Annotated in this window: 27 protein-coding genes and 1 riboswitch; of the genes, 7 read left to right on the top strand and 20 right to left on the bottom strand. The window is 35.9% G+C overall.

Going from position 1 to position 24,596, the window contains the following annotated elements:
- Positions 1–205 precede the first annotated feature (205 nt).
- Complete coding sequence (locus G508_RS0112690; RefSeq protein ID WP_026705683.1) at positions 206–1,633, top strand: ATP-dependent DNA helicase; 1,428 nt, start codon at positions 206–208, stop codon at positions 1,631–1,633.
- A gap of 48 nt (positions 1,634–1,681) precedes the next feature.
- Positions 1,682–2,407, top strand: a complete 726-nt coding sequence (kdsB, locus tag G508_RS0112685) for a 3-deoxy-manno-octulosonate cytidylyltransferase (RefSeq protein ID WP_026705682.1) — start codon at positions 1,682–1,684, stop codon at positions 2,405–2,407.
- Between the two features lie 101 nt (positions 2,408–2,508).
- Here kdsB and G508_RS0112680 read toward each other — a convergent pair whose 3' ends face one another.
- Together G508_RS0112680 and G508_RS18955 are read right to left on the bottom strand one after the other, a co-directional pair.
- Positions 2,509–3,756, bottom strand: a complete 1,248-nt coding sequence (locus tag G508_RS0112680; RefSeq protein ID WP_026705681.1) for a homoserine dehydrogenase — start codon at positions 3,754–3,756, stop codon at positions 2,509–2,511.
- A 136-nt stretch (positions 3,757–3,892) separates the two neighbouring features.
- Positions 3,893–5,071: a trans-sulfuration enzyme family protein gene (locus G508_RS18955; RefSeq protein WP_035694706.1), complete on the bottom strand. Its 1,179-nt coding sequence runs from the start codon at positions 5,069–5,071 to the stop codon at positions 3,893–3,895.
- A 146-nt stretch (positions 5,072–5,217) separates the two neighbouring features.
- A riboswitch (SAM riboswitch) is annotated at positions 5,218–5,329 on the bottom strand.
- Between the two features lie 229 nt (positions 5,330–5,558).
- On the opposite strand from G508_RS18955, the gene G508_RS0112670 reads away from it, so the two are divergent.
- Complete coding sequence (locus G508_RS0112670; protein WP_026705680.1) at positions 5,559–7,181, top strand: S8 family serine peptidase; 1,623 nt, start codon at positions 5,559–5,561, stop codon at positions 7,179–7,181.
- 192 nt (positions 7,182–7,373) lie between these two features.
- Positions 7,374–8,312 (top strand): NAD(P)H-dependent flavin oxidoreductase, encoded by a 939-nt coding sequence (locus tag G508_RS0112660; RefSeq protein WP_026705678.1) that lies wholly within the window; start codon positions 7,374–7,376, stop codon positions 8,310–8,312.
- Between the two features lie 101 nt (positions 8,313–8,413).
- Here G508_RS0112660 and G508_RS0112655 read toward each other — a convergent pair whose 3' ends face one another.
- The 4 genes from G508_RS0112655 to G508_RS0112640 form a co-directional block, all read right to left on the bottom strand.
- Positions 8,414–9,046: a carbonic anhydrase gene (locus G508_RS0112655; protein ID WP_026705677.1), complete on the bottom strand. Its 633-nt coding sequence runs from the start codon at positions 9,044–9,046 to the stop codon at positions 8,414–8,416.
- A 10-nt stretch (positions 9,047–9,056) separates the two neighbouring features.
- Complete coding sequence (locus G508_RS0112650; protein ID WP_026705676.1) at positions 9,057–10,043, bottom strand: bestrophin family protein; 987 nt, start codon at positions 10,041–10,043, stop codon at positions 9,057–9,059.
- 2 nt (positions 10,044–10,045) lie between these two features.
- Positions 10,046–10,714, bottom strand: a complete 669-nt coding sequence (locus G508_RS0112645) for a potassium channel family protein (RefSeq protein WP_026705675.1) — start codon at positions 10,712–10,714, stop codon at positions 10,046–10,048.
- Between the two features lie 109 nt (positions 10,715–10,823).
- Positions 10,824–12,242, bottom strand: a complete 1,419-nt coding sequence (locus G508_RS0112640; RefSeq protein WP_026705674.1) for an alkaline phosphatase — start codon at positions 12,240–12,242, stop codon at positions 10,824–10,826.
- 70 nt (positions 12,243–12,312) lie between these two features.
- Between G508_RS0112640 and G508_RS0112635 the strand changes: the two genes are divergently transcribed.
- On the top strand, positions 12,313–12,603 hold the full coding sequence (locus G508_RS0112635) for a hypothetical protein (protein ID WP_026705673.1): 291 nt from the start codon (positions 12,313–12,315) through the stop codon (positions 12,601–12,603).
- A 335-nt stretch (positions 12,604–12,938) separates the two neighbouring features.
- Here G508_RS0112635 and lysA read toward each other — a convergent pair whose 3' ends face one another.
- Positions 12,939–14,162, bottom strand: a complete 1,224-nt coding sequence (gene lysA, locus G508_RS0112630) for a diaminopimelate decarboxylase (protein ID WP_026705672.1) — start codon at positions 14,160–14,162, stop codon at positions 12,939–12,941.
- Positions 14,163–14,355: 193 nt separating this feature from the next.
- Positions 14,356–14,778 (bottom strand): hypothetical protein, encoded by a 423-nt coding sequence (locus G508_RS0112625; RefSeq protein WP_026705671.1) that lies wholly within the window; start codon positions 14,776–14,778, stop codon positions 14,356–14,358.
- A gap of 232 nt (positions 14,779–15,010) precedes the next feature.
- On the opposite strand from G508_RS0112625, the gene sucC reads away from it, so the two are divergent.
- Entirely contained in the window at positions 15,011–16,207 is a 1,197-nt protein-coding gene (gene sucC / locus G508_RS0112620) for an ADP-forming succinate--CoA ligase subunit beta (protein ID WP_026705670.1), read from the top strand.
- Between the two features lie 106 nt (positions 16,208–16,313).
- Here the strand turns inward: sucC and G508_RS0112615 are convergent, their stop codons facing one another.
- The 4 genes from G508_RS0112615 to G508_RS0112600 are packed head-to-tail and all read right to left on the bottom strand — an operon-like array spanning position 16,314 to position 19,118.
- A complete protein-coding gene (locus G508_RS0112615; protein ID WP_245569869.1) occupies positions 16,314–16,985 on the bottom strand; it encodes an SGNH/GDSL hydrolase family protein in 672 nt (223 codons plus the stop codon).
- 18 nt (positions 16,986–17,003) lie between these two features.
- Entirely contained in the window at positions 17,004–17,822 is an 819-nt protein-coding gene (locus G508_RS0112610; protein ID WP_026705668.1) for an alpha/beta hydrolase, read from the bottom strand.
- A 23-nt stretch (positions 17,823–17,845) separates the two neighbouring features.
- Entirely contained in the window at positions 17,846–18,268 is a 423-nt protein-coding gene (locus G508_RS0112605; protein WP_026705667.1) for a DUF1456 family protein, read from the bottom strand.
- A gap of 49 nt (positions 18,269–18,317) precedes the next feature.
- The gene (locus G508_RS0112600; RefSeq protein WP_026705666.1) at positions 18,318–19,118 is read right to left on the bottom strand and encodes an alpha/beta hydrolase; all 801 of its coding nucleotides are present in this window, start codon (positions 19,116–19,118) and stop codon (positions 18,318–18,320) included.
- A gap of 54 nt (positions 19,119–19,172) precedes the next feature.
- Between G508_RS0112600 and G508_RS0112595 the strand changes: the two genes are divergently transcribed.
- Positions 19,173–19,574 carry a hypothetical protein gene (locus G508_RS0112595; protein ID WP_026705665.1) on the top strand — a complete coding sequence of 134 codons (402 nt, stop codon included), beginning with the start codon at positions 19,173–19,175 and terminating at the stop codon, positions 19,572–19,574.
- Between the two features lie 4 nt (positions 19,575–19,578).
- Here G508_RS0112595 and G508_RS0112590 read toward each other — a convergent pair whose 3' ends face one another.
- The 8 genes from G508_RS0112590 to G508_RS0112555 form a co-directional block, all read right to left on the bottom strand.
- On the bottom strand, positions 19,579–19,944 hold the full coding sequence (locus tag G508_RS0112590) for a cupin domain-containing protein (RefSeq protein WP_051197607.1): 366 nt from the start codon (positions 19,942–19,944) through the stop codon (positions 19,579–19,581).
- A 118-nt stretch (positions 19,945–20,062) separates the two neighbouring features.
- Positions 20,063–20,350: a hypothetical protein gene (locus tag G508_RS0112585; protein WP_026705663.1), complete on the bottom strand. Its 288-nt coding sequence runs from the start codon at positions 20,348–20,350 to the stop codon at positions 20,063–20,065.
- An 85-nt stretch (positions 20,351–20,435) separates the two neighbouring features.
- On the bottom strand, positions 20,436–21,098 hold the full coding sequence (locus tag G508_RS0112580) for a DUF3885 domain-containing protein (RefSeq protein ID WP_157486010.1): 663 nt from the start codon (positions 21,096–21,098) through the stop codon (positions 20,436–20,438).
- Between the two features lie 150 nt (positions 21,099–21,248).
- Positions 21,249–22,094, bottom strand: coding sequence for a hypothetical protein (locus tag G508_RS0112575; RefSeq protein WP_157486009.1), 846 nt, complete (start codon positions 22,092–22,094; stop codon positions 21,249–21,251).
- A gap of 158 nt (positions 22,095–22,252) precedes the next feature.
- Positions 22,253–22,738, bottom strand: coding sequence for a YybH family protein (locus G508_RS0112570; protein WP_084625975.1), 486 nt, complete (start codon positions 22,736–22,738; stop codon positions 22,253–22,255).
- A gap of 9 nt (positions 22,739–22,747) precedes the next feature.
- Positions 22,748–23,410 carry an NADPH-dependent F420 reductase gene (locus G508_RS0112565; protein ID WP_026705659.1) on the bottom strand — a complete coding sequence of 221 codons (663 nt, stop codon included), beginning with the start codon at positions 23,408–23,410 and terminating at the stop codon, positions 22,748–22,750.
- Between the two features lie 117 nt (positions 23,411–23,527).
- On the bottom strand, positions 23,528–24,103 hold the full coding sequence (locus G508_RS0112560) for a Crp/Fnr family transcriptional regulator (protein WP_026705658.1): 576 nt from the start codon (positions 24,101–24,103) through the stop codon (positions 23,528–23,530).
- A 176-nt stretch (positions 24,104–24,279) separates the two neighbouring features.
- Positions 24,280–24,576 (bottom strand): hypothetical protein, encoded by a 297-nt coding sequence (locus G508_RS0112555; RefSeq protein ID WP_026705657.1) that lies wholly within the window; start codon positions 24,574–24,576, stop codon positions 24,280–24,282.
- Positions 24,577–24,596: the final 20 nt, after the last annotated feature.

Below are 24,596 nucleotides of genomic sequence, written 5' to 3'. Positions count from 1 at the left end.
TTAACCACAGATTCCACAGATTTTTAAAACCAATCCAATAAAAATCCGTTTAATCCTTTTAATCTGTGGCAAAAAAAGTTTCAATACGTTGCGAGAAAGAAATCCAAAATCTATAAGACCAGAGCAAAACTAAGGACAAAGTAATCTGTGAAAATCTGTGCAATCTGTGTTCAAAATCCCTTAACTTTGCCCTAAAGACATTCCAATGATTTCTGCCCAATTCTACAAAATATTAAGTCAAAGTTTTCCATTCAGCCCAACCTATAAGCAGGACATTTTCTTCCAGCAAATCGCAGAATTCATCACAAACGAAAACCAAGACGACCTTTTTGTCCTAAAAGGCTATGCCGGAACCGGGAAAACCACCGTCATTTCAACCATCGTCAACAATCTGGTTGAAGTCAAAAAAAAATATGTTTTATTAGCACCAACAGGTCGTGCTGCAAAAGTAATCGCCAATTATTCCAACAAGCCGGCCTTTACCATCCATAAAAAAATATATTTTCCAAAAAAAGGAGTAGGAGGAGGCGTCACCTTCACGATGCAACAAAACAAACACAAAAATACCATCTTTATTGTCGATGAATCTTCCATGATTTCCGATTCTGATTCAGGTGATAAGATGTATGAAAACGGTTCGTTGCTCGACGATTTGATTTTTTATGTCTATACCGGACAGAATTGCAAGCTGATTTTGCTTGGCGATACGGCCCAGCTTCCACCTGTGAATATGGAGGTTTCACCAGCCCTCAACACCGATTCGCTCGGAATGAATTATGACAAGGAAATAAAGTCAATCGAATTGGACGAAGTGATGCGTCAGGAAGAAAAATCGGGAATTCTCTTTAATGCAACCGAGCTTCGGGATCTATTAAAGGACGATTTATACGATACTTTTCAGTTTAAGTTAAAAGGTTTTAAAGATATTGTTCGGCTGACGGACGGCTATGATATTCAGGATGCCATCAATTCGGCTTACAGTAATTATAGTATAGAAGACACGGCTTTTATTGTTCGTTCGAATAAAAGGGCAAACCAATACAACCAACAAATCCGCACCCGAATTCTCGACAAGGAAAGCGAATTATCAACGGGCGATTTCCTGATGGTCGTAAAAAATAATTACTTTTGGCTTAAGGAAACCGATGAGGCGGGGTTTATTGCCAACGGCGATATCATCGAGGTTTTGGAAATGTTCGGTATCATGGAACTCTACGGATTCAAATTTGCAAAAGTCAAAATCCGAATGGTTGATTATCCGAACCAAATTTCGTTTGAAACCATTCTTTTATTGGACACCATTACAAGCGAATCGCCATCATTAACTTACGAAGAATCCAACCGATTGTACCAGGAAGTGATGAAGGATTATGAAAACGAAACCACTAAGTATAAAAGGTTCCAAAAGGTAAAGGAAAATGAATTTTTCAATGCCTTGCAGGTCAAGTTTTCATATGCCATTACTTGCCACAAATCGCAAGGAGGCCAATGGAATACCGTTTTTATAGAACAGCCGTATTTGCCAGATGGCATCAACAGAGATTATGTAAGATGGTTGTACACCGCCATCACCAGAGCAAAAGATAAATTATATTTGATAGGATTTAAGGAGGAGTATTTTATTGACAATTAATTAAAATAACTCAGCAACTTAGACACTCAGTAACTCAGCAACTAAAAAATGAAAACAATAGCCGTCATACCAGCCCGATACGCCTCAACAAGATTTCCAGCAAAATTAATGCAGGAACTTGGAGGCAAAACCGTTATTTTAAGAACCTACGAAGCAACCGTTGCCACAGCATTATTCAATGACGTTTTTGTAGTAACCGACTCCGATTTGATTTACAACGAAATCATTTCAAACGGCGGAAAAGCCATCATGAGCATCAAGGAACACGAATCAGGAAGCGACCGGATTGCCGAAGCCGTCGCCGATATTGATGCAGACATCGTAGTAAATGTGCAAGGCGATGAACCTTTTACAGAAAAAGGTCCGTTGGAACAAGTACTCTACGTTTTTAGAAACGACCCCGATAAAAAAATAGATTTGGCTTCATTAATGCGTGAAATCACAAATGAAGAGGATATCAATAATCCCAACAATGTGAAAGTTGTGGTAGATCAAAATGACTTTGCGTTATATTTCTCCCGTTCTGTAATTCCTTATCCAAGAGAGAAAAATGTTGGCGTTCGTTATTTCCAACACATCGGGATTTATGCCTTCCGCAAGCAAGCCATTATGGATTTCTACAGCCTTCCAATGAAATCTCTGGAAGCATCCGAAAAACTAGAACAATTACGCTATCTGGAATTCGGAAAACGTATCAAAATGGTGGAAACTAATCACGTCAGCATCGGAATTGATACTTTTGAAGATTTAGAAAAGGCGAGGAAAATGTTGTAAAAATAATTAAACCATTAAGGTATTAAGTTTCATTAAGTGCAAGCCTTAATTTTTCTTAATACCTTAATGGTTCAAAAACTTAACTCCTTAATGTTAAAAAATTAAGCCACTTCAAAGCCTGCCAATTGCAAATTTTCATCTGCAATTTCAACCTTCTTCACAACATCCAACAACACAAAAGACTTTTCAAAGCTTTCATCAAAGTGAATGTTTCTCAAATTTTCCAAAGAAATAGTTCCAGTTATATAACCTGATTCTTGGTTCAGATAGGATTCATCAATATTTAAAAACTGTCCTTTCAAAACCACAGCATCTTTAACGGAATGTCTTAAAAACACTTTCAAATTCACATCATTCGATAAGCTCAAATCTTCCTGTTGTGCAATTTTTTTGTATTCATATTGATAATCATAACTCAAGGCCGAAATATCACTCAAAACTGCAGAAGCAGTAGGATGAGCTCCAGCACCTTTGCCTACAAAAAACTGTTCGTCGGCAAAACTCGTCTTCGTAATCACACCATTAAAAACATCATCCACATTAAACAATCGATCCTCTGAATCCACAAATTTCGGAATCACAAAAGCAGAAATTGTTCCATCTGCATTCTTAAATGCTTGGGCTACCAATTTAATTTTCAAACTTTTTTCTCGTGCATATTTCAACTCCAAACTACCAATAGAATTAATGCCGATATTCAGCAAATCATCAGGTTTTGCAATATATCCGAAAGAATGTGCCAACAAAATCAGCAATTTATATTTTGCATCAAAACCACCTGTATCCAAAATCGGGTTGCTTTCGGCAAAGCCTTTATCTTGAGCCTCTTTCAATGCCTCTTCATACGACAAATTATCCTTGAAGGTCTTGGTCAAAATATAATTTGTCGACCCATTCACAATTCCCTGAATCGATTCCAAAAGGTCATTGTCATAATATTCCTCAAGGTTTCTGATAATCGGAATACTGGCACAACAAGCCGCTTCATACAACAAAGGAACCTGATGTTCACGTTGCAATTCGAGCAATTCCTCAAAATGTTCCGCAATCATTTTCTTATTGGCTGAAACCACCGCTTTTCCGCTTTTCAAAGCACGCGTCACAATTTCATAAGCCGCTTCCGCATCATCAATCAGCTCTACGATTACATTTATTTCAGGATCATTAAAGATATCTTCTTTGTTGAAAGTAAAATTTTCAGCACTAATTTCACGCTTCTTGTCTTTATCTTTCACACAAATATTCTTGATGTTGGCCTTTAAACCAGGCGTTTTTTGCAACACCTCATACAATCCAAAACCTACACATCCAAACCCAAACAATCCTATATTTAATTTTTTTCTTGACATTTTATATTTTTTTTGAACACAGATTTCACAGATTTTCACAGATTTGAGTCCTAAATGAGGCGTTTTTGTCTTTAAATTTTGATAAAATACCACTATTTTAATCTGTGAAAATCTGTGAAATCTGTGTTTATATTATTTAATTCAACGACGAAGCAGTTTCTACATTTACCTTAACTGCATTTTCAATTGCCTGTTTCAAATCAGCTATCAAATCATCAGCATCTTCCAAGCCAACAGAAAGACGAATCAAACTATCTGTAACACCAGACTGGTATCTTTTTTCAACCGGAATCGATTTATGGGTCATTTCGCAAGGCAGACAACACAAGCTTTTCACGCCACCCAAACTTTCAGCCAGCTTGAATAATTTAGTTCCCGAAATAATTCTTGAAGCCAATTCTTTGTCATCAATTACTAAATCGAAAGTGACAACACCACCAAAATATTTCTGTTGGCTTTTTGCAATTTCATGGTTCGGATGACTTTTCAAACCAGGATAAAAAACATTCTTGATTAGTTTTTGAGTTGTTAGGAACTCAGCAACTTTCTGAGCATTTTCAGCGTGTTGCTTGATTCTCAAACTCAAAGTTTCGATTCCTCGGATCACCAACCAGCTGTCGAATGGCCCAAGTATGGCACCAGAAGCATTTTGGATAAATTTGATTTTCGCTCCTAATTCTTCCGTAGCAGTAATCACCAAACCAGCAATCAAATCGCTGTGTCCAGAGATATATTTTGTAGCACTGTGAACAATCAAATCAGCTCCATATTCAATTGGTTTTTGGGCAATTGGCGAAGCAAAAGTATTATCAACACAGAACAAAACGTTGTGTTCTTTTGCAATTTTACCAATCGCTCTCAAATCGGCAATTTTCAAAGTCGGGTTGGTTGGTGATTCAATCCAAATTAAAGCAGTCTTGTCTGAAATCGCATTGGCAACATTTTGAGCATCTGTCGCATCAACGTATTTAATGCTGATTCCGAATTTCTCATAAATGTGAGTGAATAGGCGGAAAGCACCACCATAAATATCATCAACGGCAATGATTTCATCGCCAGCTTTCAATAATTTTACAACCGCATCGATGGCTGCCAAACCGCTAGAAAAAGCATAACCATTTGTTCCGTTTTCTAATTTAGCAGCCAAATCCTCCAAGACTTTTCTCGTCGGATTGTTGCTTCTTGCGTAATCGAAACCTTTGTGAACCCCTGGTTCGTCTTGTACGAAAGTTGAAGTTTGGTAAATTGGCACCGAGATTGAACCGGTTAATTCGTCTACTGGAATGTAATTCAGGATTTGTGTTTGCTCTTGCATCTTTAAAATTTTTAATGTTTATAAATATTTTTTTGTTGATTAAAAAAAACATTCAAAACCAGATATCAGAGGAGCATAAACAAAAAATGCTCTTCCGATAAGTCAGAAGAGCATATAATATTTTGAGGTATTATAAACAATTTCTAAGCTTATCTTTCCTTGCCAATGGCAAAGGTTGAAGGTAGCACCTTAAACACAAAAGTGATCAGGTTGCTAAGACGTCATCGGGTCAATTCCCTCGGTCTTTCTGGATAAGAATAATTTTTTAAAGAACTTGAGTGCAAATTTAGAGCATAAAAATTTATAATTCCAAATAAAATTTTATTTATTTTTTAAATAATTGTTTATCAATGGTTTGTATGTGTTTTTTATCGTTGCTTTTAAATCGTTTCTTTTAAATAAGTGGTAAATTGAAATCGAAAAGTAGTTCAAAATTCCGATAACAATTCGTAAATTTGAAACTTAATGCGTCTTTTTTTACAATGTTATGAAAAAATTTCTACTATTTATTTTTCTACAGATTAGCTTTTTTTCCTTTGGACAAATTGAAGATGCGTGGGTTTTTTTTACTGATAAACCCGATGCAACTTTTTACTTAGAAAATCCATTGGAAATGTTGTCACAAAGATCCTTGGATAGAAGAGTTTTGCAAAACATTGCATTGGATGAAAAAGATGTTCCAATTGCTATTTCATACATCAACCAAGTCACAAATTCAGTTGGGATTACTGTAAAAGCAAAATCAAAATGGATGAATGCCTTGCATATTCGCGGTACAATTTCTGACATTCAAAACCTTGAAAATTTAGCATTTGTGAGTCATGTTGATTTTGCAAATAAGAGTCTCAATAATGGGAATTTAGAGCGAAGTGCCAATCAGCAACGACCAAGGAATGTTGATAAAAATCTCGAAGCTTTAGTGACTTTCGGCTACGGAACTTCAAATAATCAGATTGAAATGCTCAACGGACATCTGCTTCACGAACAGGATTTTACTGGAACAGGAAAGATAATTGCCGTGATGGATACTGGTTTTATTGGAGTTGATGCAGCAAGTCCTTTCCAGCGTTTGCAAGACAATAATCTTATTTTAGGAGGTTATGATTTTGTGAATTCAAGCACCAATTTTTATGGAGGAGGTTCACATGGAACGATGGTACTTTCTACAATGGGAGGCTATGTTGAAGATCAGTTGGTTGGAACTGCACCAGATGCACACTATTATCTTTTTATCACCGAAGATATCAATGCTGAAAATCCAGTTGAGGAATCTTTTTGGGTGGAAGCTGCCGAAATGGCGGATAGTTTGGGAGTTGATATCATCAATACTTCACTAGGTTATTTTGGCTATGACAATCCAGATTATAGCTATACGTATGATGACATGAACGGCACAACTTCGTTTATTTCCAGAGGTGCTGAAATTGCATTTTCGAGAGGAATGATTTGCGTTACTTCGGCTGGAAATTCTGGAAATACAGCTAATCCTTATATTTCAGTTCCCGCTGATGCCGAACATACTCTGGCAATTGGAGCCGTTATGCCCGACGAAACGTATGCTACTTTCAGTTCAATTGGACCTTCATTTGATGGAAGAATCAAGCCTGATGTTATGGCTCAAGGCCAAAATGCCGTTGTTTCAGATGTTTCGGGTGCGATTGTAACCGCGAGTGGAACTTCTTTTTCTGGTCCAATTACAGCCGGAATGGTATCTTGTTTGTGGCAAGCTTTGCCAGATAAAACCAACGAAGAAATCATACAATTAATAAAAGAATCTGCGAATTTATTTTCAACTCCAAATGCTCAATTTGGATATGGAATTCCGGATTTTAATTTGATTGTTCAGAATGCTTTAGGAACAGATTTATTAACTGAAAATAAATTTATTGTATATCCAAATCCTGTTGAAAATGTTTTGAATATTTCTGCTGATAAAGATTTTAAAACTGGAAAAATCTCTATTTACAATAACCTCGGGCAACTTGTTTTGGAAAAAATAATCAACAATTCTACCCTTAATTTTTCTTTAGAAAACCTTACTTCTGGCGTTTATTTTTATGAAATAGTTACTGGAGATGTTTCTCAAAAAGGTAAACTTCTTAAGCAATAAAATTTCTATTTTAGCAAAAAGTTTAAAAACACAAAAGACGATCCCATTTAGCCCCGTCCCGAAGCTTCGGGAGGAAGGGAAAAACCTTTTTTGTTCTTTCTTTAAGAACAAAAAAGTTTTGGAAGGAAAAGCGGGAAAATGGATTGAAGATAAAACCCAAGCGATTCGCTCTAAAAATAAACAATAGTATAAATGAACAAAATCACACAATTATTTAATATAAAATATCCAATTATTCAAGGCGGAATGATTTGGAACAGCGGTTATAAATTAGCAAGTGCTGTTAGTAATGCAGGCGGTTTAGGCTTGATTGGTGCGGGTTCGATGTATCCTGATGTTTTGAGAGAACACATTCAGAAGTGCAAAAAAGCAACCGATAAACCTTTCGGTGTAAACGTTCCGATGCTGTATCCGAATATCGAAGAAATCATGAATATTATCGTGGAAGAAGGCGTGAAAATCGTCTTCACTTCGGCTGGAAATCCAAAAACGTGGACGGCTTTTTTAAAGGAAAAAGGAATTACAGTGGTGCATGTCGTGAGTAGTTCAAAGTTTGCCTTGAAAGCTCAAGAAGCAGGTGTAGATGCAGTCGTGGCCGAAGGTTTTGAAGCTGGAGGACATAACGGAAGGGAAGAATCTACAACGCTTACATTGATTCCGATGGTTCGTGAAAAAATACAAATTCCGTTGATTGCAGCTGGCGGAATTGCAACTGGAAAAGCAATGTTAGCCACAATGATTCTGGGTGCTGATGGTGTTCAAGTTGGAAGCCGTTTTGCGGCATCATTTGAAAGTTCGGCTCATGATAATTTCAAGCAGACGATTGTAGATTTGGAAGAGGGTGGAACCCAAGTGACTTTGAAAGAATTGGCTCCAGTTCGATTAATCAAAAATAAATTTTATCAGGACGTTCAGGATTTATATGCAAAAGGACCTTCTGTTGAAGATTTGAAAACATTATTAGGAAGAGCTCGTGCGAAACGCGGCATGTTTGAAGGTGATTTGGTGGAAGGCGAACTCGAAATCGGACAGGTTTCAGGTCTGATTCACGAAATAAAATCAGTGAAGGATATTATTGATGATATGATTTCGGAGTTTGAAGAGGCAAAGAAAATGATGGTTACATTTTAATATTTTAAACACGAAGCCCACAAAGTTTAAAAAGCACAAAGTTCACAAAGCTAAAACTTAAATAGCCTTGTGAACTTCGTGAAAACTTGGTGAACTTAAAACTATTCGTGTCCCAAATTATAAATCTCCATAATGTCTTTCAACACATGATCGAAATCAATTTTCAAGTCGATCAGTTTTCCATAATGGATATCAAAAACCCATCCATGTACTTTTAGATTCCGGTCTTTATAAGCTTTTTGAACGGCAGCTGTTTTGATTAAATTAACGCATTGTTCCTGAACATTCAATTCTACCAAACGATTATAGCGTTGATTTTCATCTTCAATTGCATTCAATTCTTTTTTGTGCAAACGATAAACGTCACGAATATTTCGTAGCCAAGGATTCAAAATACCCAAATCTTTGGCTTCCATAGCCGCTTTTACACCTCCACAAAAATAATGTCCACATACTACAACATGGTTCACTTTTAAATGTTCTACGGCATAATTCAAAACCGACATCACATTCAAATCAATACTAATTACCATATTGGCAATATTTCGATGAACGAAAACTTCGCCCGGTTGAACTCCCATCAAATCTTCGGCAGTAACACGACTGTCCGAACATCCAATATAAAGAATTTCAGGACTTTGGCCTTTAGATAAGTCTGTAAAATAATCTGGATTTACCGCTAGTTTATTGGCAATCCAACTTTCATTGTTTTCAAAAACTTTTTCTATTTTCATATTTTTTTATTTACATTAAAATTTTATTTACGGGTGCAAGGGCAGGAGGTAAATCGGTTTCGTCAAGCATATCCCTCATGTCAATTTCAATCGTTCGGCTCATGGCTGTTATGGGAACATCGTTTGCACTTCCTTCAAAAGGATTTTCGGTGCTTTCGCCAACTCGTTCCATACTCGTGAAAACCCATGAAACCACAATACTGAAAGGGATTGTGAGCCAAACATACAAATCTCCGAGTTTCTGAAATTCATTCAGCATTCCGAACGGAACTAAAATTACAAAAAGCCATACAAAAAATAAATTTATACTGGCAAATTGTCTAGGATAGGGAAAGTTTTTGATACGTTCGCATTTTCCTTGATGTTCATACAGCTCCGAAATTTTATCGGTAATTTGTAAATATTTAAAAAGATCAATCTTGCTTTCGGTCTGTAATTCTTTTAATCTTTTTGATTGCAAAGCCAATAGTTGAGTCGCCCTATTTTTTTTGGAAAGGATATATTCACGTTCTCCTTCCGATACATATTTTTTCAATTCCTCTTCTAGTTTTGCCGTTTTTTCTTCGGTAAAATAATGCTTGCTGTATTCTTTATTGTAGCTTTTTTCCATGTTTTCCCACGATCTCGGCTCTCTTAATTGAAAACGCAAAGCTGTTAACCAGGCAAAATGACGGTACATTATTTCTTGTGTTGCTTTTTGATCATCATCAATAAAATCCCTAACCATCAATCCGAGAGATCTACTGGTGTTTACAATTCCGCCCCAAATTTGTCGAGCTTCCCAAAGCCTGTTGTAGGTTTGCGTGTTTTTGAAACCCACAATAAAAGCAGCTGCAGTCCCTATCAATGCAATTGGAAACCAAGGGATTGCTATAAACTTCAAATCGAAAACTTGGTAAAGAATTGTTGGAATTGTAGCAATTGTAATCAATTTATAAATATCATCACGTGTCCATAAAATGAACTCCTTTAAACTATATTTTCTTCCTGAATGCATGATTATTCTTTTTTTGAGGGTACGTTCGATGTGTATTTGCTAATCATAATCCCGACTAAAACCACGGAATAAAACTGTCCTGCAATACCTAAAATGGAGGTTGCTAATTTGGCAAAATGATTTGCCGGTGTAATATCGCCAAAGCCTATACTTGTTACTGTTATGCTACAAAAATAAACTATATCTAGATAGATTGTTGTAAAAGATGTGGTGTCAATTCCCTTAAATGGGTTTTGTGTAGCATAATAAATAGCTTGCATCGAAAATATTCCGATTTCAATCAAAAGCAAATAGCCACAAGCCGAAGCCGAAACGATATCCGAGTTGATATAGCTGGGTTTCAGCAAGTATTTTAAAACCTCAATAAATATAAAACTATAGAAAGCAATATGGGTGATATTGATGATTTGCATCAACAGTTCAGTAGGTTTAAAAAAAATAATCGAAATAGGCAGGAATATCACCAAGGCAAGAAGTATATTCTTAACAATCAGGTGCAGTGTTGATTTGCCCGAAAATATCCCAATACTGCATATTCCCAATATAAACATGTTTGCTGGCCATATAATATTGGCATAAAAATCAAGATCATAAAGCAAAACCGCTATAAAAAGGTGAAGCAGTAAAGCAATCAGTAAGAATTCATATTTTCTTTTATGCAGTATTGTCATCTAGCGATTATCGTTTTGGATTTATGCACTCAAAAATATATCATTTTAGGCTAAATAAAAAAAAAGACTGCCCTTTTAGAGACAGTCTATTTTTTAGGAACGAAATTCATTAAAATTTATTTTCCACTTCAGCAGCCTGAAGCATCAAATAATGCAAGTCGGTATTTTTAATAAAAGGCTTCAGAAGCTCACTCCCTGGGCCAAACATTGCCAACTCTACATAATCTGCCGAGTGGTCCATACTAATCCAACCCACAGAATTGGTTTTCTGTTGCATTTCGGCGAAAGCCTTAAAAGGTAGTTTCTTGTAGTTATATAAGCCACCTTCTTCCTTGTGCAAACCATCATAATAGCTCAAAACTGTTTTTGCATCTTCTTCATTTACAGTAGCCCCATTTGCAAATTCAATAATTTCACGCACTTGAGCAACGGTAGAAGTGGGGTGAATTTCATTCAAAAGCCATTCGTTCGTATGCTTGTATTTTTGGATAGAATCAAAATTTGTATTGGCATATTTCCCATAAATAACCCCAGGATTCGCATTACCGTGGTCGGTTGTAATGATAACGAGTGTATTTTTATCTTTTTCCGCAAAATCAATCGCCACTTTCACGGCCTCGTCAAAGGCAACTTGATCATAAATCAAACCACCAATGTCATTCGCATGAGCTGCCCAGTCTACTTTTCCGCCTTCTACCTGAAGTACAAAACCATCCTTATGGCTTTTCATCCTGTCGATGGCTTTCTGCGTCATTTCAGCCAAAGTAGGAATCGTTTCCTGTAATTTCGCATCATTATTTCGATCAATCGAATAAGGAAGCCCATCTTCATAAAAAACACCCAAAACAGGTTTGTCGTTCGAAGCATTCATCATTTCAGAGCGGTTTCTCGCTACCTGATAACCTTTTGCCTTGAAAGCAGCAAACATATCTTTTTTGTCCTTTCTAAATTCAGGAGAAAAATAATTTAAACCGCCACCCATCATAATATCAAAACCCAAATCCAGGTACATTTCGGCAATATCATCCTGACTGTTACGGCTTTTCGTACTCACGCAAAATCCCGCAGGAGTAGCATGTGTTATCGGAACCGTCGTCACACAGCCCGCCATTTTACCTGTTTTTTTAAACTTTTGCCAAATCGGTAAGTTCATTTCACCATTCGGACCAACATTCAAAGAACCATTGTTCACCCTAAAGCCACCACCCCAAGACGAACTTGCAGCAGCCGAATCCGTCACGATAGAACTCGCCGAAGCCGTGTCCATCAAAGCTCTCGAAACCTTGTTATCTTTATATAATTGCAACCAGTTAGAACCTTTTCCAGTCTTGCGGTTCAAGTATAAATCTGCCATATTCAGCGTCCCGGTACTCATCCCATCACTCACCAAAATGATGATATTTTTTGCTTTCTTGTTCTTATCTAGCGTTTCAACAACACCATTTTTTGCCGTCAAATCAAACGGATTCAAAATCGCAGTTCCAAGCGTAAATAACGATCCGTTTCTAAAAAACTTCCTTCTATCCATTTCAATTTGTTTAAGATTCCAAAGATAAAAAACAAACCGGCAACCTATATTATTTTTATGTTATTTCAGCTTGATTAGGAGGAGCGAATCGGTAGGGCATTTTCATCCCGAAGCTTCGGGACATGTTCCTGCTGGTGCAACTCGCTTTGCAACAGCTCTTACGGCAGTTGCAAGAGCTCAAATCCCGAAGCTTCGGGACACCATCAGGGCTAGATGGAATCCAGTAGCACTGTGGAAACTTTTACAATTATTGTCTGCTATGCAAAATCTTCAAAAACTTTCGAGTGTCTATATCTTATACATCCAAAACACTATTTTATACATTCTAAACAGTTATTTATACATTCCAAACAGTAGTTAGTATATTATAAATACAATATTCTACATTCAAAACAATTAATTTTATATTCTAAACAGTTCTTTATACATTCCAAACAATATTTTATACATTCAGAATAAACTTTACTACATCCTAGATCATTTTAGGCCAAATAATTTTCATTGTAAGGCCTTCCAGCTACATTTTCAAAGTTTCATGATTTAAATTGAAGTAATTAATGATAACTTGTTAGAATTGTGCCTGTGATTTCAAGCCATAAAAAAATCCAATAAAATTAATTATTGGATTTAGTCCGACAGATTCCTAAGCCTGTCTATAAACAATCTAAAATTTCGGTTGTAAAGAAGTGCCCAAAACTATACTTCTAAAGCAACCGGAATTTCAAATGGTATTTGGTTTTTAAGTATGTCATCAAATGTTTCACGTTGTCTAATCAAAACACCTTTGCCGTTTATCCACAATACTTCGGCAGGTTTCAATCGGGAATTATAGTTGGATGCCATCGAAAAGCAATAAGCTCCAGCATTTCTAAAGGCCAAGATGTCGCCTTCTTTAATCTCGGCAATTTTTCTATTATTAGCAAAAGTGTCGGTTTCACATATATAACCAACCACGGTATAAAAACGTTCCTTTCCTTTCGGGTTCGAAACATTTTCAATGTGGTGCTGAGACCCATAAAACATTGGTCGGATCAAGTGGTTAAAACCACTGTCAATTCCAGCAAAAACAGTAGAGGTAGTTTGTTTTACTACATTCACTTTTGCCAAGAAAAAACCAGCTTCGCTTACCAAAAATTTTCCTGGTTCGAAGGCAAGTGTCAATTCGCGACCATATTCTTTTGCAAAAGCATTGAATCTTTTGGAAAGTTTTTTTCCAAGTTCTTCGATATCCGTTTCAATATCGTCTTTTTTGTAAGGTACTTTAAAACCGCTTCCAAAGTCAAGGAAATCAAGCTCCTTGAAGTTTTTTGCAGCATCAAAAAGTATTTCTGCAGCATAAAGAAACACGCCAATATCTAGAATATCAGAACCGGTATGCATGTGTAAGCCATTGATGTGCATTCCAGTATTTTCCACAATTCTTAAAATATGTGGCATCTGGTGGATCGAAATTCCAAACTTACTGTCGATATGACCCACCGATATATTCGAGTTTCCTCCCGCCATTACATGCGGATTAATTCGGATACAAACTGGAACAGTGGGGTGTTTTGCACCAAAATGTTCTAAAACAGATAAGTTATCGATATTGATTTGAACGCCTAATTCGGCTACAGCCTCAAGCTCTTCAAATGATACACCATTTGGTGTATAAATAATACGATCTGGAGTAAAACCAGCATGCAATCCAAGTTGTACTTCTTGAATAGAAACGGTATCTAATCCTGAACCAATTTGTTTTAAAAGCTGCAAAATGGCAATATTAGACAATGCCTTTACTGCATAATTGATGCGAAGGCTTTCTACTTTTGCAAAAGCATCTGTTAAACGGATATATTGATTTTGAATTTTTTCGGCATCATATACATACAGAGGACTACCGAATTCTTCTGCTAATTGAACTAATTCTTTTGGGCTCATTGACTTAATTTTTTGCAAATCTATCACAGTTTAAGTCAGAAACCAAAAACCAGAACCATGATTAACAAAAAACAACAATAAGTTAAATATATAACTTATTGTTGTTTGAAAGAAACAGTAATTAACTTTGGATGAAATTTGAGTTAGTTGTAGAAAGTTAATCGGTTTCGAATGCTATTAATATTTAGGTCTTTTAGTCTGGTACAATAATTTTATAAAAATGATAATTGATACCATCAGCAATGTTTTCGTTGATGTCCATTTCATTTCCATAAAAAGAAAGACAGCCAAATTCTGCAGTTTGAATGGTAATATTTTGAGGGCAACTGGCTATGTTTTCATTATCAGCAATTGTATAAGGATAGGTTCCTGAAGGAAATCCCGATTGCAAATTCTCGTCTGTACTATTATTGACAACGGTAACGGTATTATTGGTATTGAAGGTCCAGATAATTTCATTCTCTACAAATTGATGGTTGATACCTGCAATTGTACCAGTCGTATTGACTAATGTCCAAAGTCCGATTATGGTACTTTTTTCTGTATTAACATCATCGTCAGAACATCCAGAAATAAAAAGTAGTGTAATAAAACTGATTAGAATTTTGTATTTCATCTGGTCTAAATTTTATGTTCTTAAAAATTAGATGCATAATAATTAAAAAGGTTGCTTCTATTTAGCACGAGTTTAGCCCCGATAGAAGCGGCATCCTTTTGCTCCTTTCTTTAAGGAGCAAAAGATAGAGCGGATAGCGGGAAATAGCTCCTAATAAAAAGCACAAATTCTTTTTTCTATTAGAGGATTTTAGTTATTTTTGTGGCACTTTAAAAAAGTCAAATACTTCATTATGGATATACACGAATACCAAGGAAAAGAAATATTAGCCAGTTATGGTGTAAAAGTTCAACGTGGTTATGTTGCAAACAACCCACAAGAAGCGGTTGCTGCTGCAAAACAATTGACTGCTGAAACCGGAACGGGATGGCATGTTATCAAAGCTCAAGTTCACGCAGGTGGAAGAGGAAAAGGTGGTGGTGTGAAGCTTGCCAAAAACTTGCAACAAGTTGAGGAATTAGCAGAACAAATCATCGGGATGCAGTTGATCACGCCTCAAACTTCTGCCGAAGGTAAAAAAGTACACAAGGTTTTAGTTGCTGAAGATGTTTACTATCCAGGTGAAAGTGAAACTTCTGAATTCTATATGTCAGTTTTATTGAATAGAGGAAAAGGTCGTAACATGATCATGTATTCTACTGAAGGTGGAATGGATATCGAGGAAGTTGCAGAGCACACACCTCATTTGATTTTTACTGAAGAAATTGATCCTAACGTTGGTTTGCAAGCTTTTCAAGCAAGAAGAATTGCCTTTAACTTAGGACTTTCTGGAAATGCTTTCAAAGAAATGGTTCAGTTCGTTGATGCTTTATACAAAGCGTATATCGGTTCTGATTCTTCTATGTTTGAAATCAATCCAGTTTTGAAAACTTCTGACAACAAAATTATCGCGGTTGATGCTAAAGTAAATTTAGATGACAACGCTTTATACAGACACCCAAAATTAGCTGAATACAGAGACATTCGTGAAGAAAACGCAATCGAAGTAGAAGCGAAAGCGGCAGGTTTGAACTATGTAGATCTTGATGGAACTGTAGGTTGTATGGTAAACGGTGCCGGTCTTGCAATGGCAACAATGGACTTGATTAAGTATGCAGGTTTCGAGCCAGCTAACTTCTTGGACGTTGGAGGAACTGCAGATGCTAAACGTGTGGAATTGGCTTTCAGAATCATCTTGAAAGATCCAAACGTAAAAGCAATCTTGATTAACATTTTTGGAGGAATCGTTCGTTGTGACCGTGTTGCCCAAGGTGTTATTGATGCTTATAAAAACATGGGTGACAGTATTACTGTGCCAATCATCGTTCGTTTGCAAGGAACAAATGCTGAACTTGCAAAAGAAATGATTGACAATTCTGGAATGCCGATTTTATCAGCAGTTCAATTCCAAGAAGCTGCTGACCAAGTGAAAGCTGCTTTAAATAAATAAGAGTAAAACGTATTAGTTATAGTGTTCAAATTATTTCTAGTACCTTGATTATAAAAAAATCCCAAGTGAAAGCTTGGGATTTTTTGTTTATTATCGAGAAGGATTATTATTTTTCAAGAAATGTATTAAGTATGGAAGCCATGAATTTATAACCTTCCAAATTTGGATGAACACCATCCGGACCATATTCTTTTTTCAATCCATCTTCTTCATCTTTCATCGGTGTATGATAATCTACAAAAGGAATGTTATTCGCTTTTGCATAATCTTTAATCATCTGGTTTAAGGCAATGACTTTTTCTGCGGGTTTTGTTCCTGGATTCCAATAGAAATTATTGGCTGGCAAAACCGAACAGAGAATAACTTGTATGTTATTGGCTTTAGCCAATTCAGCCATCGAAATGATATTATTCAGAATCATTTCCAAAGTAGAAGGTCCAGTATTTCCTGCAATATCATTAATTCCTGCAAGAATAACCACAGTTTTTGGCTTCAAGTTGATGACATCTGCACGAAAACGCAACAGCATTTGTGGTGTTGTTTGTCCGCCAATCCCTCTATTGATGTATGGCTTTCCAGCAAAAAAATCAGGATCATGCGTGAGCCAACCTTCAGTGATGGAATTTCCCATAAAAACTACTCGGTTTTCATTTGAAACAGATTGAAGCTTTTCATTTTCTTGAGCATAACGATTGAGGTTGGGCCAATCTTGAGCAATGGCATTTTTACCCATAAACAAAGAAAAAATTAGGATGATAAGAGCGATTGATTTTTTCATACTAAACCAATTCAAAAGTTATTTCTTGGAAGTTATTCTCTTAATTTCATTCAACAACAACGGAAAAGCAGGTTCAGCCATTCCGTGGTTATAGCCATCAAGTTCTAAAAGTTTGGTTTCCTTATGTCCAACAACTTTCATCATTCGCATCATGTAGGCATTCTCTTCATATCTTCCCAACATTTCAAGTTCCCGATCTCCCGTAATTAAAAGCAGGGGTGGAGCATCGGCTCGAACGTGAAAAAGCGGTGCAAATTCATCAATCGTTGGCTGGGTTTCCGGAATGTTTTCTTCCTGTCGGATATTGAAATGTGTGATCGTCTGTCCACTAAACGGAATCAATCCAGCAATAGCATTGGCATCAATATTATTTTTGGCAAGCCATTTTTTATCCAAGCCTACCATCATCGCCAAATATCCTCCGGCTGAATGTCCCGAAACAAAAATCTTGGAACGATTGCCGCCATATTTTTCAATATTGGCGAAAGCCCAAGCTACAGCGGCTGCAGCATCTTCGATGTATTTAGGAGATTTTATTTTGGGACTTAATCGGTAATTCACACCAATAACAGCAATTCCTTTTTTGGTCAAAGCTTCTGGAATTTCCTTTTCACCCTGTGTCAATCCGCCACCGTGAAACCAAATAACGGTTGGGAAATCTTTAGTGTTTTCAGGATAATAGAGGTCAAGGACACATCTTTCCTTCAAATACGCATCACTTTTCTGGATAGCTTCACTGTAATAGTGAATATTTTCCTGAGTCTGATATTTTATTTCTTGTGCTTTCGCTGATAAGGAAAAAGCAACAAGAAACACTATAAATACTATTTTTTTCATTTCGAATAAGAATTAAGATCTGCCTATTTCTTACCATTTTTGTATTGCACTTTCTCCACAACCTGAACCTTTGGAGCTGGTTTTTTCTCTCTTGATTTAGGGTTTGAAGCTGGTTTTTTCTTTGTAAAAGTTTTTGGAGCACCTGTTGATTTTGGCTTGTCAGATGAAAGTCGTGCTTTTACTTCGTCTCTGTTTTTATTGATGACATCCATTGCATTTTTAGGCTCTTCCTTGGTTCCTCTCAAGTGAATGATCAATCCGTTCAAGAAATTACGTAAAACTTGATCGCCACATTCCATAAAATTAGGGTGATCTTGAGCTCTGAAAAGCGCATTCAATTCTGGTTTTTCCATACGGAAATCAACCAATGCAAGGATTTCTATGATTTGTTCGTCGCGTAGTTGAAGTGCCACACGAAGCTTTTTAAAAACGTCATTATTGTTCATAAGATAATTGTATTTGAAGTTTATGTTTTATAATCAACAACATAAACCATTAAAAAAGCCAAAGATAAGCGTTTTTGAAACCTTCCCGCCATAATTTTTCATTATGTTGACCGTCTTCTATGATCACGGTCTTGTTCAAATTCAAGCAATAGCAACGGTTTCGGTCCAATAAGGTTTCCATTTTCTTTAAATCGGGAACCATATCGTCGCTTTCCTTATCGCCACATAAGAAATAAATTTTGGCATTAACCTTATCGGATTTCTCCATATACGAATAAATTTTGTCCGAAAACCAAAAGGAAGGCGAGAAGACACCTGCTTTTCCAAACACTTTCGGGTATTTCAAAACGGCATAGAAAGAAATCAATCCGCCAAGTGAACTGCCGAAAATTGCAGTATTCTTGGCTTTGGTTTTCGTCCTGTAGGTTTTGTCGATATGCGGTTTTAGAGTATTTACAATAAATTCCAAATAAGCATCACCCTTTCCGCCACCGTATTTTTCATTCGTAAAAGGCGTGAGTTCTTCCAAACGCTTGTCATTTCCATGTTCAATTCCTACCACGATTACCTGTGCTTTTAGGCTGTCCAGCGTTTCATCCACTTCCCATTCTCCTGCAAAGGATGTTTTCTTGTCAAATAAATTCTGGGCATCGTGCATGTAGATTACAGGATATTTTTTGTCTGAGGTTTGATAATCTTCGGGCAGATACAGCCATATTTTCTTTTGGGTCTGAAGTTCAGGTGCTTCGATCACGAAAGTAGAAACATTCTTGGAAAGCGTACTTTCTTGAGCATTCAGTTTTAAGGTAACGAGCAAAATAATAATCGAAAAAACCAGCAGTCGTATCATGAAGATTTTGTGTTTTGATATAAAAAGAATATTTTAGCTAAAAATAACAAATTCATGAATACCCATCAGGAAAAATTAAGTTTATTGGCCGAAATGATTGCTTTTTCCATTGTGGATGGTCGTTTGCACGAAAGGGAATACCAATTTTTATATCTCGTGGCGTGTGAACTCAAGATTGAAAAAGCCGAATTCAACGATTTGTTCCATAAGGAACTTCCAACAAATGTCATCAAATCTGAAATTCAACGCATCCAGCAATTCTACCGATTGGCTTTATTGATGCACATTGATGGTGAACTGCATGAAAAAGAAGAAATCGCGATCAAGGAAATGGCGATTAATATGGGATTGAATCCTGCTGCAACAAAGCGTGTGTTAGACTTGATTAAGTGTTCTCCAAACAGAATTATCAATCCAAAGGCATTGTTTGATGCTTTCAAGGAGCAGCATAATTAGGTTTCTAAATCTTTTCGAGGTTTTCCCTTGTCAATTCGCTTTTTGCATCACCTGTATTTAAGGTGGTTTTGGGTTCAAAAAGCATCACCGAAACTTCCTCTTCCGCAACAGGTTTATGCTCAACACCTCTTGGAACGATTATAAATTCATTTGGTTTTAGTTCTACAACCTTATCCCTAAATTCTATTTTCAGAGTCCCACTTATAACCAGAAACATTTCATCCTCCTTATCGTGCTTGTGCCAAACAAACTCACCTTTCAATTTTACAATTTTCACGTGTTGATTGTTGAGTTCCCCAATGATTCTCGGATTCCAATAATCATCAAACAGCGATAATTTTTCCTCAATTTTTATTTTTTCGATGGACATGGTTGGAGGTGTTTGTGGTTAAATTAATTTTATTATTTACATTTATTCAATATCCAGATAAAAATCAACTGTTTGTTTTTATGTTCATATCCGTAAAAATATCTGTGTTTCAATTAGTTTATTCGTCAAGCAAAAACTCAACGGGTCTGTTGAGTTTTTCGTAAGTCAGAAAACATTTATTTGCCAAGTCTATATTTGTTCCTACTACTTTCATTGAGTAACCATAAAGGCTTCCATATTCAGATTTTTTGTTGTCGTCCCACTCATAAATCTTACCGTCGACATCTATATTTGTTATTCCTTTATCCAAGATGTCTTGCCATTCAACCCTATTAGTAAGTTCGTCTATGGAATCATAAACTAAAATTTCTTTCGGATCACTATAATTATCTATGCAAAATATCATATCTGTTTTATAATTAGTAACGTTTTATCGTTACAAGTAGCTGAAAGCTTCATTTAAGCGTTGAAATTCCAATTTATTATAGTTATTACAGAACGTTTTTTTTGAAATGTCTGTCAATCTTTTTTCTGTCATAGTCAAGTATCCAGTTATTATGCTTTTTATAGATAGGTCTTAATATTTCTTTGTCAGCTGCGATAATATCCAGTCCCCTGTCGTCATACATATGAAAGATGAGTTTCTTGTCTATGTTTATAAAGTAAACTTCTTTCGCCGTATAAAAACTGTTTTGCTCAAGCCTTGGTTGTCTTGCCCCAAAATCTGTATGTCCAATTGCCGTGAGGATGTTTTTATGGTTTATTCTGTCAGGCGTTAATTTAATAATGGCAATGTTTCTTATGTCAAATTTATCTCCAGGTTCGTAAAGGCGATGTTCTTTTGAAAAGCTAACCTCATTCTTAGAAAGATTGTCGATTTGCTTAAATGTAAAGTTTGAAAATCTGATTTTTCTTCGTTTGTATTTGTAGTCTATAAAAACTAAAAACACTTGGTCAGAATTATCAAATGCAGTTTGGAAAATTGTTGAAGCTCGTCTTGCAACCTCCTCAAAATATTCGTCTGTATCAGTTTCGCCCATTTGTAAGTCAAAACGTATTCCGAAGTCCCAACTATAGAATAAAGGTTTTCTTAGTCTTAACCCTTTGAAATTGTCGTTTAAAAATTTCCTATATTCTTGTTTTGTTGTCTGCAATTTGTAGTCTTTTTGAATAATGTATAACGTGCCGCGGCTTTGCGCAGTAGCGACAAGTTAGCAAAAAATGTAATAAGAAATATTGAAGTTCAGAGTATTTTCCAAGAAAGACAAATTAGCTATTGCGCAAAACCGTTGTTATATGCCGTTTTATTCGCTCCAATTTTCAAGCTTCCCTTCTACAGTATAAAAGATTTCAAATTCAATTCTCTGTTTATATGGTTTTCCATTCCATTTTATAATATCAAACTGTAAATCTTTTGTCTGTTCGAATATTTTTTTAATGCACTTTTTATGCACTTTTTCGAATTGTTTAATTTCATTCTCATTATCTCCAAATGGGACAAAACTAATATTGTCAATTTTACCTTTATCGTTAATATTAATCCAGTATTTATCGTCACATTCACAATCTGAAAGTTTTTTCCAAGCAAGGTCTTTTATTTTACTGAAAATAGTATCAGTTATTAACTTTCGATTGTCTTCGAGCCTAGAGATTCCATTAGGCATTTTTATATAATTTTCTATTAAACTTCGATTTTTCAGTTCTCCTTTTTCAAATTCAAAAAGTTCTTCTTTCAAATAGGTTCTACTGAAAATTCCGTCCCATTTCAGTTGTTTGTCTTTGCCAACAGCAAAATATGACGAAAACCAATCAGCAAACACTTTTCCATTTTCGTATTTATTGCCAAATGTTTCCTTTAGTATGTTTTCTGATTGCAGATTGTCTTTGAATCCTGTTAGGAATAGTTTACTGTTTTCAAGTTTCCAATAAGCTTGATATCCTCGCCACAAGTTGAAAGATGCGTTGTATTCGTTATGAATTTCTAAATTTCTAAACAATTCCTTCTGTTTAAAGGAATCAAGTTTGTTTAGCGGTAAAAAGTAAATTGAAAGCGTGTCTTTTCCAACGATTAGATAATCGGGAAATTGTGGACTTGCTTTCAGATTCTGAAAACAAAATAGAAAAAATATTGTCGTTAGAAGCAGTTTCATAAAATGGCATATAACGTTTCGCCGCTTTGCGTCTGTTGCGAGCTTCGGAACTGCGTATTTTCTGCTAAGATAAGATTTCTTGCGAAAGAAAAACAGCCGTTTTGCACATATTTCGCAATAGCGCAAAACGGCTGTTATAGGCTGCCCTTCTTGTCTGTTTATTTCATTTTGTTGAACATATATCGGCTTATTTTCCATTGTTCATTTGTTTTTTGAAGAACAAATAGTTCTCTGTTTTCTTCTGCAACAGTTTTTCCGTTAGCGTGAATTAAGGTAGTGCCTTTAGAAGTTGTCCGAGCAAAAGCATAGTCGCCATTTACCACTATTTCGTCAATGTAAAATTTAATGTTCAACTGAATTTGAGAAAACACAAACTCATAAGAACCTTTAATTTGTTCTTGTCCGATTGCTGAAGGTGCATTTGAAGGCATAAATACACCATCGTTTGTATAAAGTGGCAACACTTTGGTTACGTCTGATGCGTTTAAGGCATCACGATAAGAGAAAAGTAATTTTTCAATTGCAGTTTTTTCTGTTGATTGTTCCATGTTGTTTTCTGTTGAATTGTTTGATTGATTTTTTGTTTCGTTTTGACAAGATGCTATCGCTGTCAGCAACATTGCGGAAATTATTAAATGTTTCATTTTGTTATTTTAAGAGTGGGAAACTTTGCTTTTTGCTTCGGAAAGTGTTACTGTTTTACCCAATGCTCCAAATTCGTGTAGGTCACCAAACACTTCTATTTTGATAGATTGGTCTATGCCACCAACATTGAAGGGTGCAAAACCACTGCTTGTGATAAGCTCTTCAATTTGCGAGTTGCTGTTGGTGCTGTCAGAAGCATAGAAAAGAACTTTTTTGTCAGGTTCATTGAAAGCAGAATTTAAAAGTGAACCAACACCTAAGGTTCCAAAAGCCTTAATTAGTTTAGCATTTTTAGGAATTAAATCAGATAGAATTTTTCCAGCAGATTCACTCTCTCCAATAATTTTTTTGAAGCCACCATTTCCATCTGGAGCAATAGGGTTTGATACATCTACAATTACCTTTCCGTCCAATTCTTTTGAAAAGGTTTTAAAAAAATCTTTTAAGGCATTAAAATAAATTGCAGGAATAATAACATCTGCATCTCTTATTGCATCTGCAATGTTTTTGGTGATTGCAAGATTGCCTAATTGTCCTGCTAATGCTTCTGTTTTTTCATTGTCTCTTGAGGCAAGAATTACGGAATGATTTCCTTTTACAAGATTTGTTGCAATGGCTTTACCAATGTTGCCAAGTCCAATTACTGCTACTGTTGTTTTTGAAGTATTCATATCTATTGTATTGAATTTGTTTTATGTCAAAATTGACAATACAAAGATGAGATGAAAGAATAGCCTGCACCTATAAACTGGTTTAAGAAATAGTCTTAATGTAGATTAAGAGTAATTTTATTTGACTGCTCTCTCGTTCCTGATTTTACTTAGAAATTCTGGAGTAATTCCAAGATAAGATGCGATTTGTGTATTGGGCAATCGGTTCGCAAGATTTGGATATTGCTCCAAGAAACTTTCATACCGTTCGTATGCTGTTGTGCTGAAAGTTTGAAGAAGTCGATTTTGAAGTTCAATATATTTGTCTTCAATGATTACTCGGAAGTTCCTGTCAAACTTTGGATAATTGGTGTATAAATACCAAAGGTCGCCTTTAGATATTTGAAGTATAACAGAAGGTTCAACTGCCTCAATAAACAATTTGGAAGGTCGCTCTTTGTGTAAGCTGTCAATGTCTGTAATCCAGTCGTCCTCGGCAGTAAATAGAAGGTTGTGTTCTTTGCCAGAATTGTCTACTCCATAAGTTTTAAAACAACCTTCAACAACGTAACTAAAATACTTGCAAGTGTCGTCCTCTTGTAGAATGTATTGTTTACGTTTTATTTTACGCTCCGTCAAACGACTTGTCAATGCTTCTTTCTCCTTGTCGTCCAAGGGTAGATATTTGTCAAAATGCTTGATTATATTTTCCATTTGTTACTCTATCGTTGTCGTCTGGTAGGGTTGCCTATAACTCGTTTATATCCGAAATAAACATTCACCAATCACCCTAAAAAAGGTTGTATAGGCGAATGTTTCTTTCATTTTTGTTATAATCAAATGTATCGTTTTTTTTTATAAATTATCAAATTGGCTTTCAATTTCATACATTAATTTTCACTTGAAGCTCCGAAAGAGTTTCTGACGCTCCGCCAAAGCTTCTTGGAGCTCCGCCAAGATTTCTGAGGTTCCGAAAGAGTTTCTGGAGCTCCGCCAAAGCTTCTTGGAGCTCCGCCAAGATTTCTGAGGTTCCGAAACAGTTTCTGACGCTCCGAAAAAGCTTCTTTGAGTTCCGCCACAATTTCTGAAGCTCCGAAAACACTTTCCAATGCTCCGAAAGAGTTTCCCAATATCCCCAAACAAAAAAACAGCCCCGAAACACGAAGCTGTTCTATAGAAGTTCTCATTTTTACCTATCCGAAAAGAA

It is taken from the genome of Flavobacterium soli DSM 19725, from assembly GCF_000422705.1.
GTDB lineage: Bacteria > Bacteroidota > Bacteroidia > Flavobacteriales > Flavobacteriaceae > Flavobacterium > Flavobacterium soli.
Note: the sequence above shows the minus strand (reverse complement) of the source record. Positions and strands in the feature narration are given on the sequence as shown.

Coding starts and splice junctions, on each gene's coding strand:
- G508_RS0112690 (WP_026705683.1), top strand. CDS start 206: ATGATTTCTGCCCAATTCTACAAAATATTAAGTCAAAGTTTTCCATTC.
- kdsB (WP_026705682.1), top strand. CDS start 1,682: ATGAAAACAATAGCCGTCATACCAGCCCGATACGCCTCAACAAGATTT.
- G508_RS0112680 (WP_026705681.1), bottom strand. CDS start 3,756: ATGTCAAGAAAAAAATTAAATATAGGATTGTTTGGGTTTGGATGTGTA.
- G508_RS18955 (WP_035694706.1), bottom strand. CDS start 5,071: ATGCAAGAGCAAACACAAATCCTGAATTACATTCCAGTAGACGAATTA.
- G508_RS0112670 (WP_026705680.1), top strand. CDS start 5,559: ATGAAAAAATTTCTACTATTTATTTTTCTACAGATTAGCTTTTTTTCC.
- G508_RS0112660 (WP_026705678.1), top strand. CDS start 7,374: ATGAACAAAATCACACAATTATTTAATATAAAATATCCAATTATTCAA.
- G508_RS0112655 (WP_026705677.1), bottom strand. CDS start 9,046: ATGAAAATAGAAAAAGTTTTTGAAAACAATGAAAGTTGGATTGCCAAT.
- G508_RS0112650 (WP_026705676.1), bottom strand. CDS start 10,043: ATGCATTCAGGAAGAAAATATAGTTTAAAGGAGTTCATTTTATGGACA.
- G508_RS0112645 (WP_026705675.1), bottom strand. CDS start 10,714: ATGACAATACTGCATAAAAGAAAATATGAATTCTTACTGATTGCTTTA.
- G508_RS0112640 (WP_026705674.1), bottom strand. CDS start 12,242: ATGGATAGAAGGAAGTTTTTTAGAAACGGATCGTTATTTACGCTTGGA.
- lysA (WP_026705672.1), bottom strand. CDS start 14,162: ATGAGCCCAAAAGAATTAGTTCAATTAGCAGAAGAATTCGGTAGTCCT.
- G508_RS0112625 (WP_026705671.1), bottom strand. CDS start 14,778: ATGAAATACAAAATTCTAATCAGTTTTATTACACTACTTTTTATTTCT.
- sucC (WP_026705670.1), top strand. CDS start 15,011: ATGGATATACACGAATACCAAGGAAAAGAAATATTAGCCAGTTATGGT.
- G508_RS0112615 (WP_245569869.1), bottom strand. CDS start 16,985: ATGAAAAAATCAATCGCTCTTATCATCCTAATTTTTTCTTTGTTTATG.
- G508_RS0112610 (WP_026705668.1), bottom strand. CDS start 17,822: ATGAAAAAAATAGTATTTATAGTGTTTCTTGTTGCTTTTTCCTTATCA.
- G508_RS0112605 (WP_026705667.1), bottom strand. CDS start 18,268: ATGAACAATAATGACGTTTTTAAAAAGCTTCGTGTGGCACTTCAACTA.
- G508_RS0112600 (WP_026705666.1), bottom strand. CDS start 19,118: ATGATACGACTGCTGGTTTTTTCGATTATTATTTTGCTCGTTACCTTA.
- G508_RS0112595 (WP_026705665.1), top strand. CDS start 19,173: ATGAATACCCATCAGGAAAAATTAAGTTTATTGGCCGAAATGATTGCT.
- G508_RS0112590 (WP_051197607.1), bottom strand. CDS start 19,944: ATGTCCATCGAAAAAATAAAAATTGAGGAAAAATTATCGCTGTTTGAT.
- G508_RS0112585 (WP_026705663.1), bottom strand. CDS start 20,350: ATGATATTTTGCATAGATAATTATAGTGATCCGAAAGAAATTTTAGTT.
- G508_RS0112575 (WP_157486009.1), bottom strand. CDS start 22,094: ATGAAACTGCTTCTAACGACAATATTTTTTCTATTTTGTTTTCAGAAT.
- G508_RS0112570 (WP_084625975.1), bottom strand. CDS start 22,738: ATGAAACATTTAATAATTTCCGCAATGTTGCTGACAGCGATAGCATCT.
- G508_RS0112565 (WP_026705659.1), bottom strand. CDS start 23,410: ATGAATACTTCAAAAACAACAGTAGCAGTAATTGGACTTGGCAACATT.
- G508_RS0112560 (WP_026705658.1), bottom strand. CDS start 24,103: ATGGAAAATATAATCAAGCATTTTGACAAATATCTACCCTTGGACGAC.
- G508_RS0112555 (WP_026705657.1), bottom strand. CDS start 24,576: ATGAGAACTTCTATAGAACAGCTTCGTGTTTCGGGGCTGTTTTTTTGT.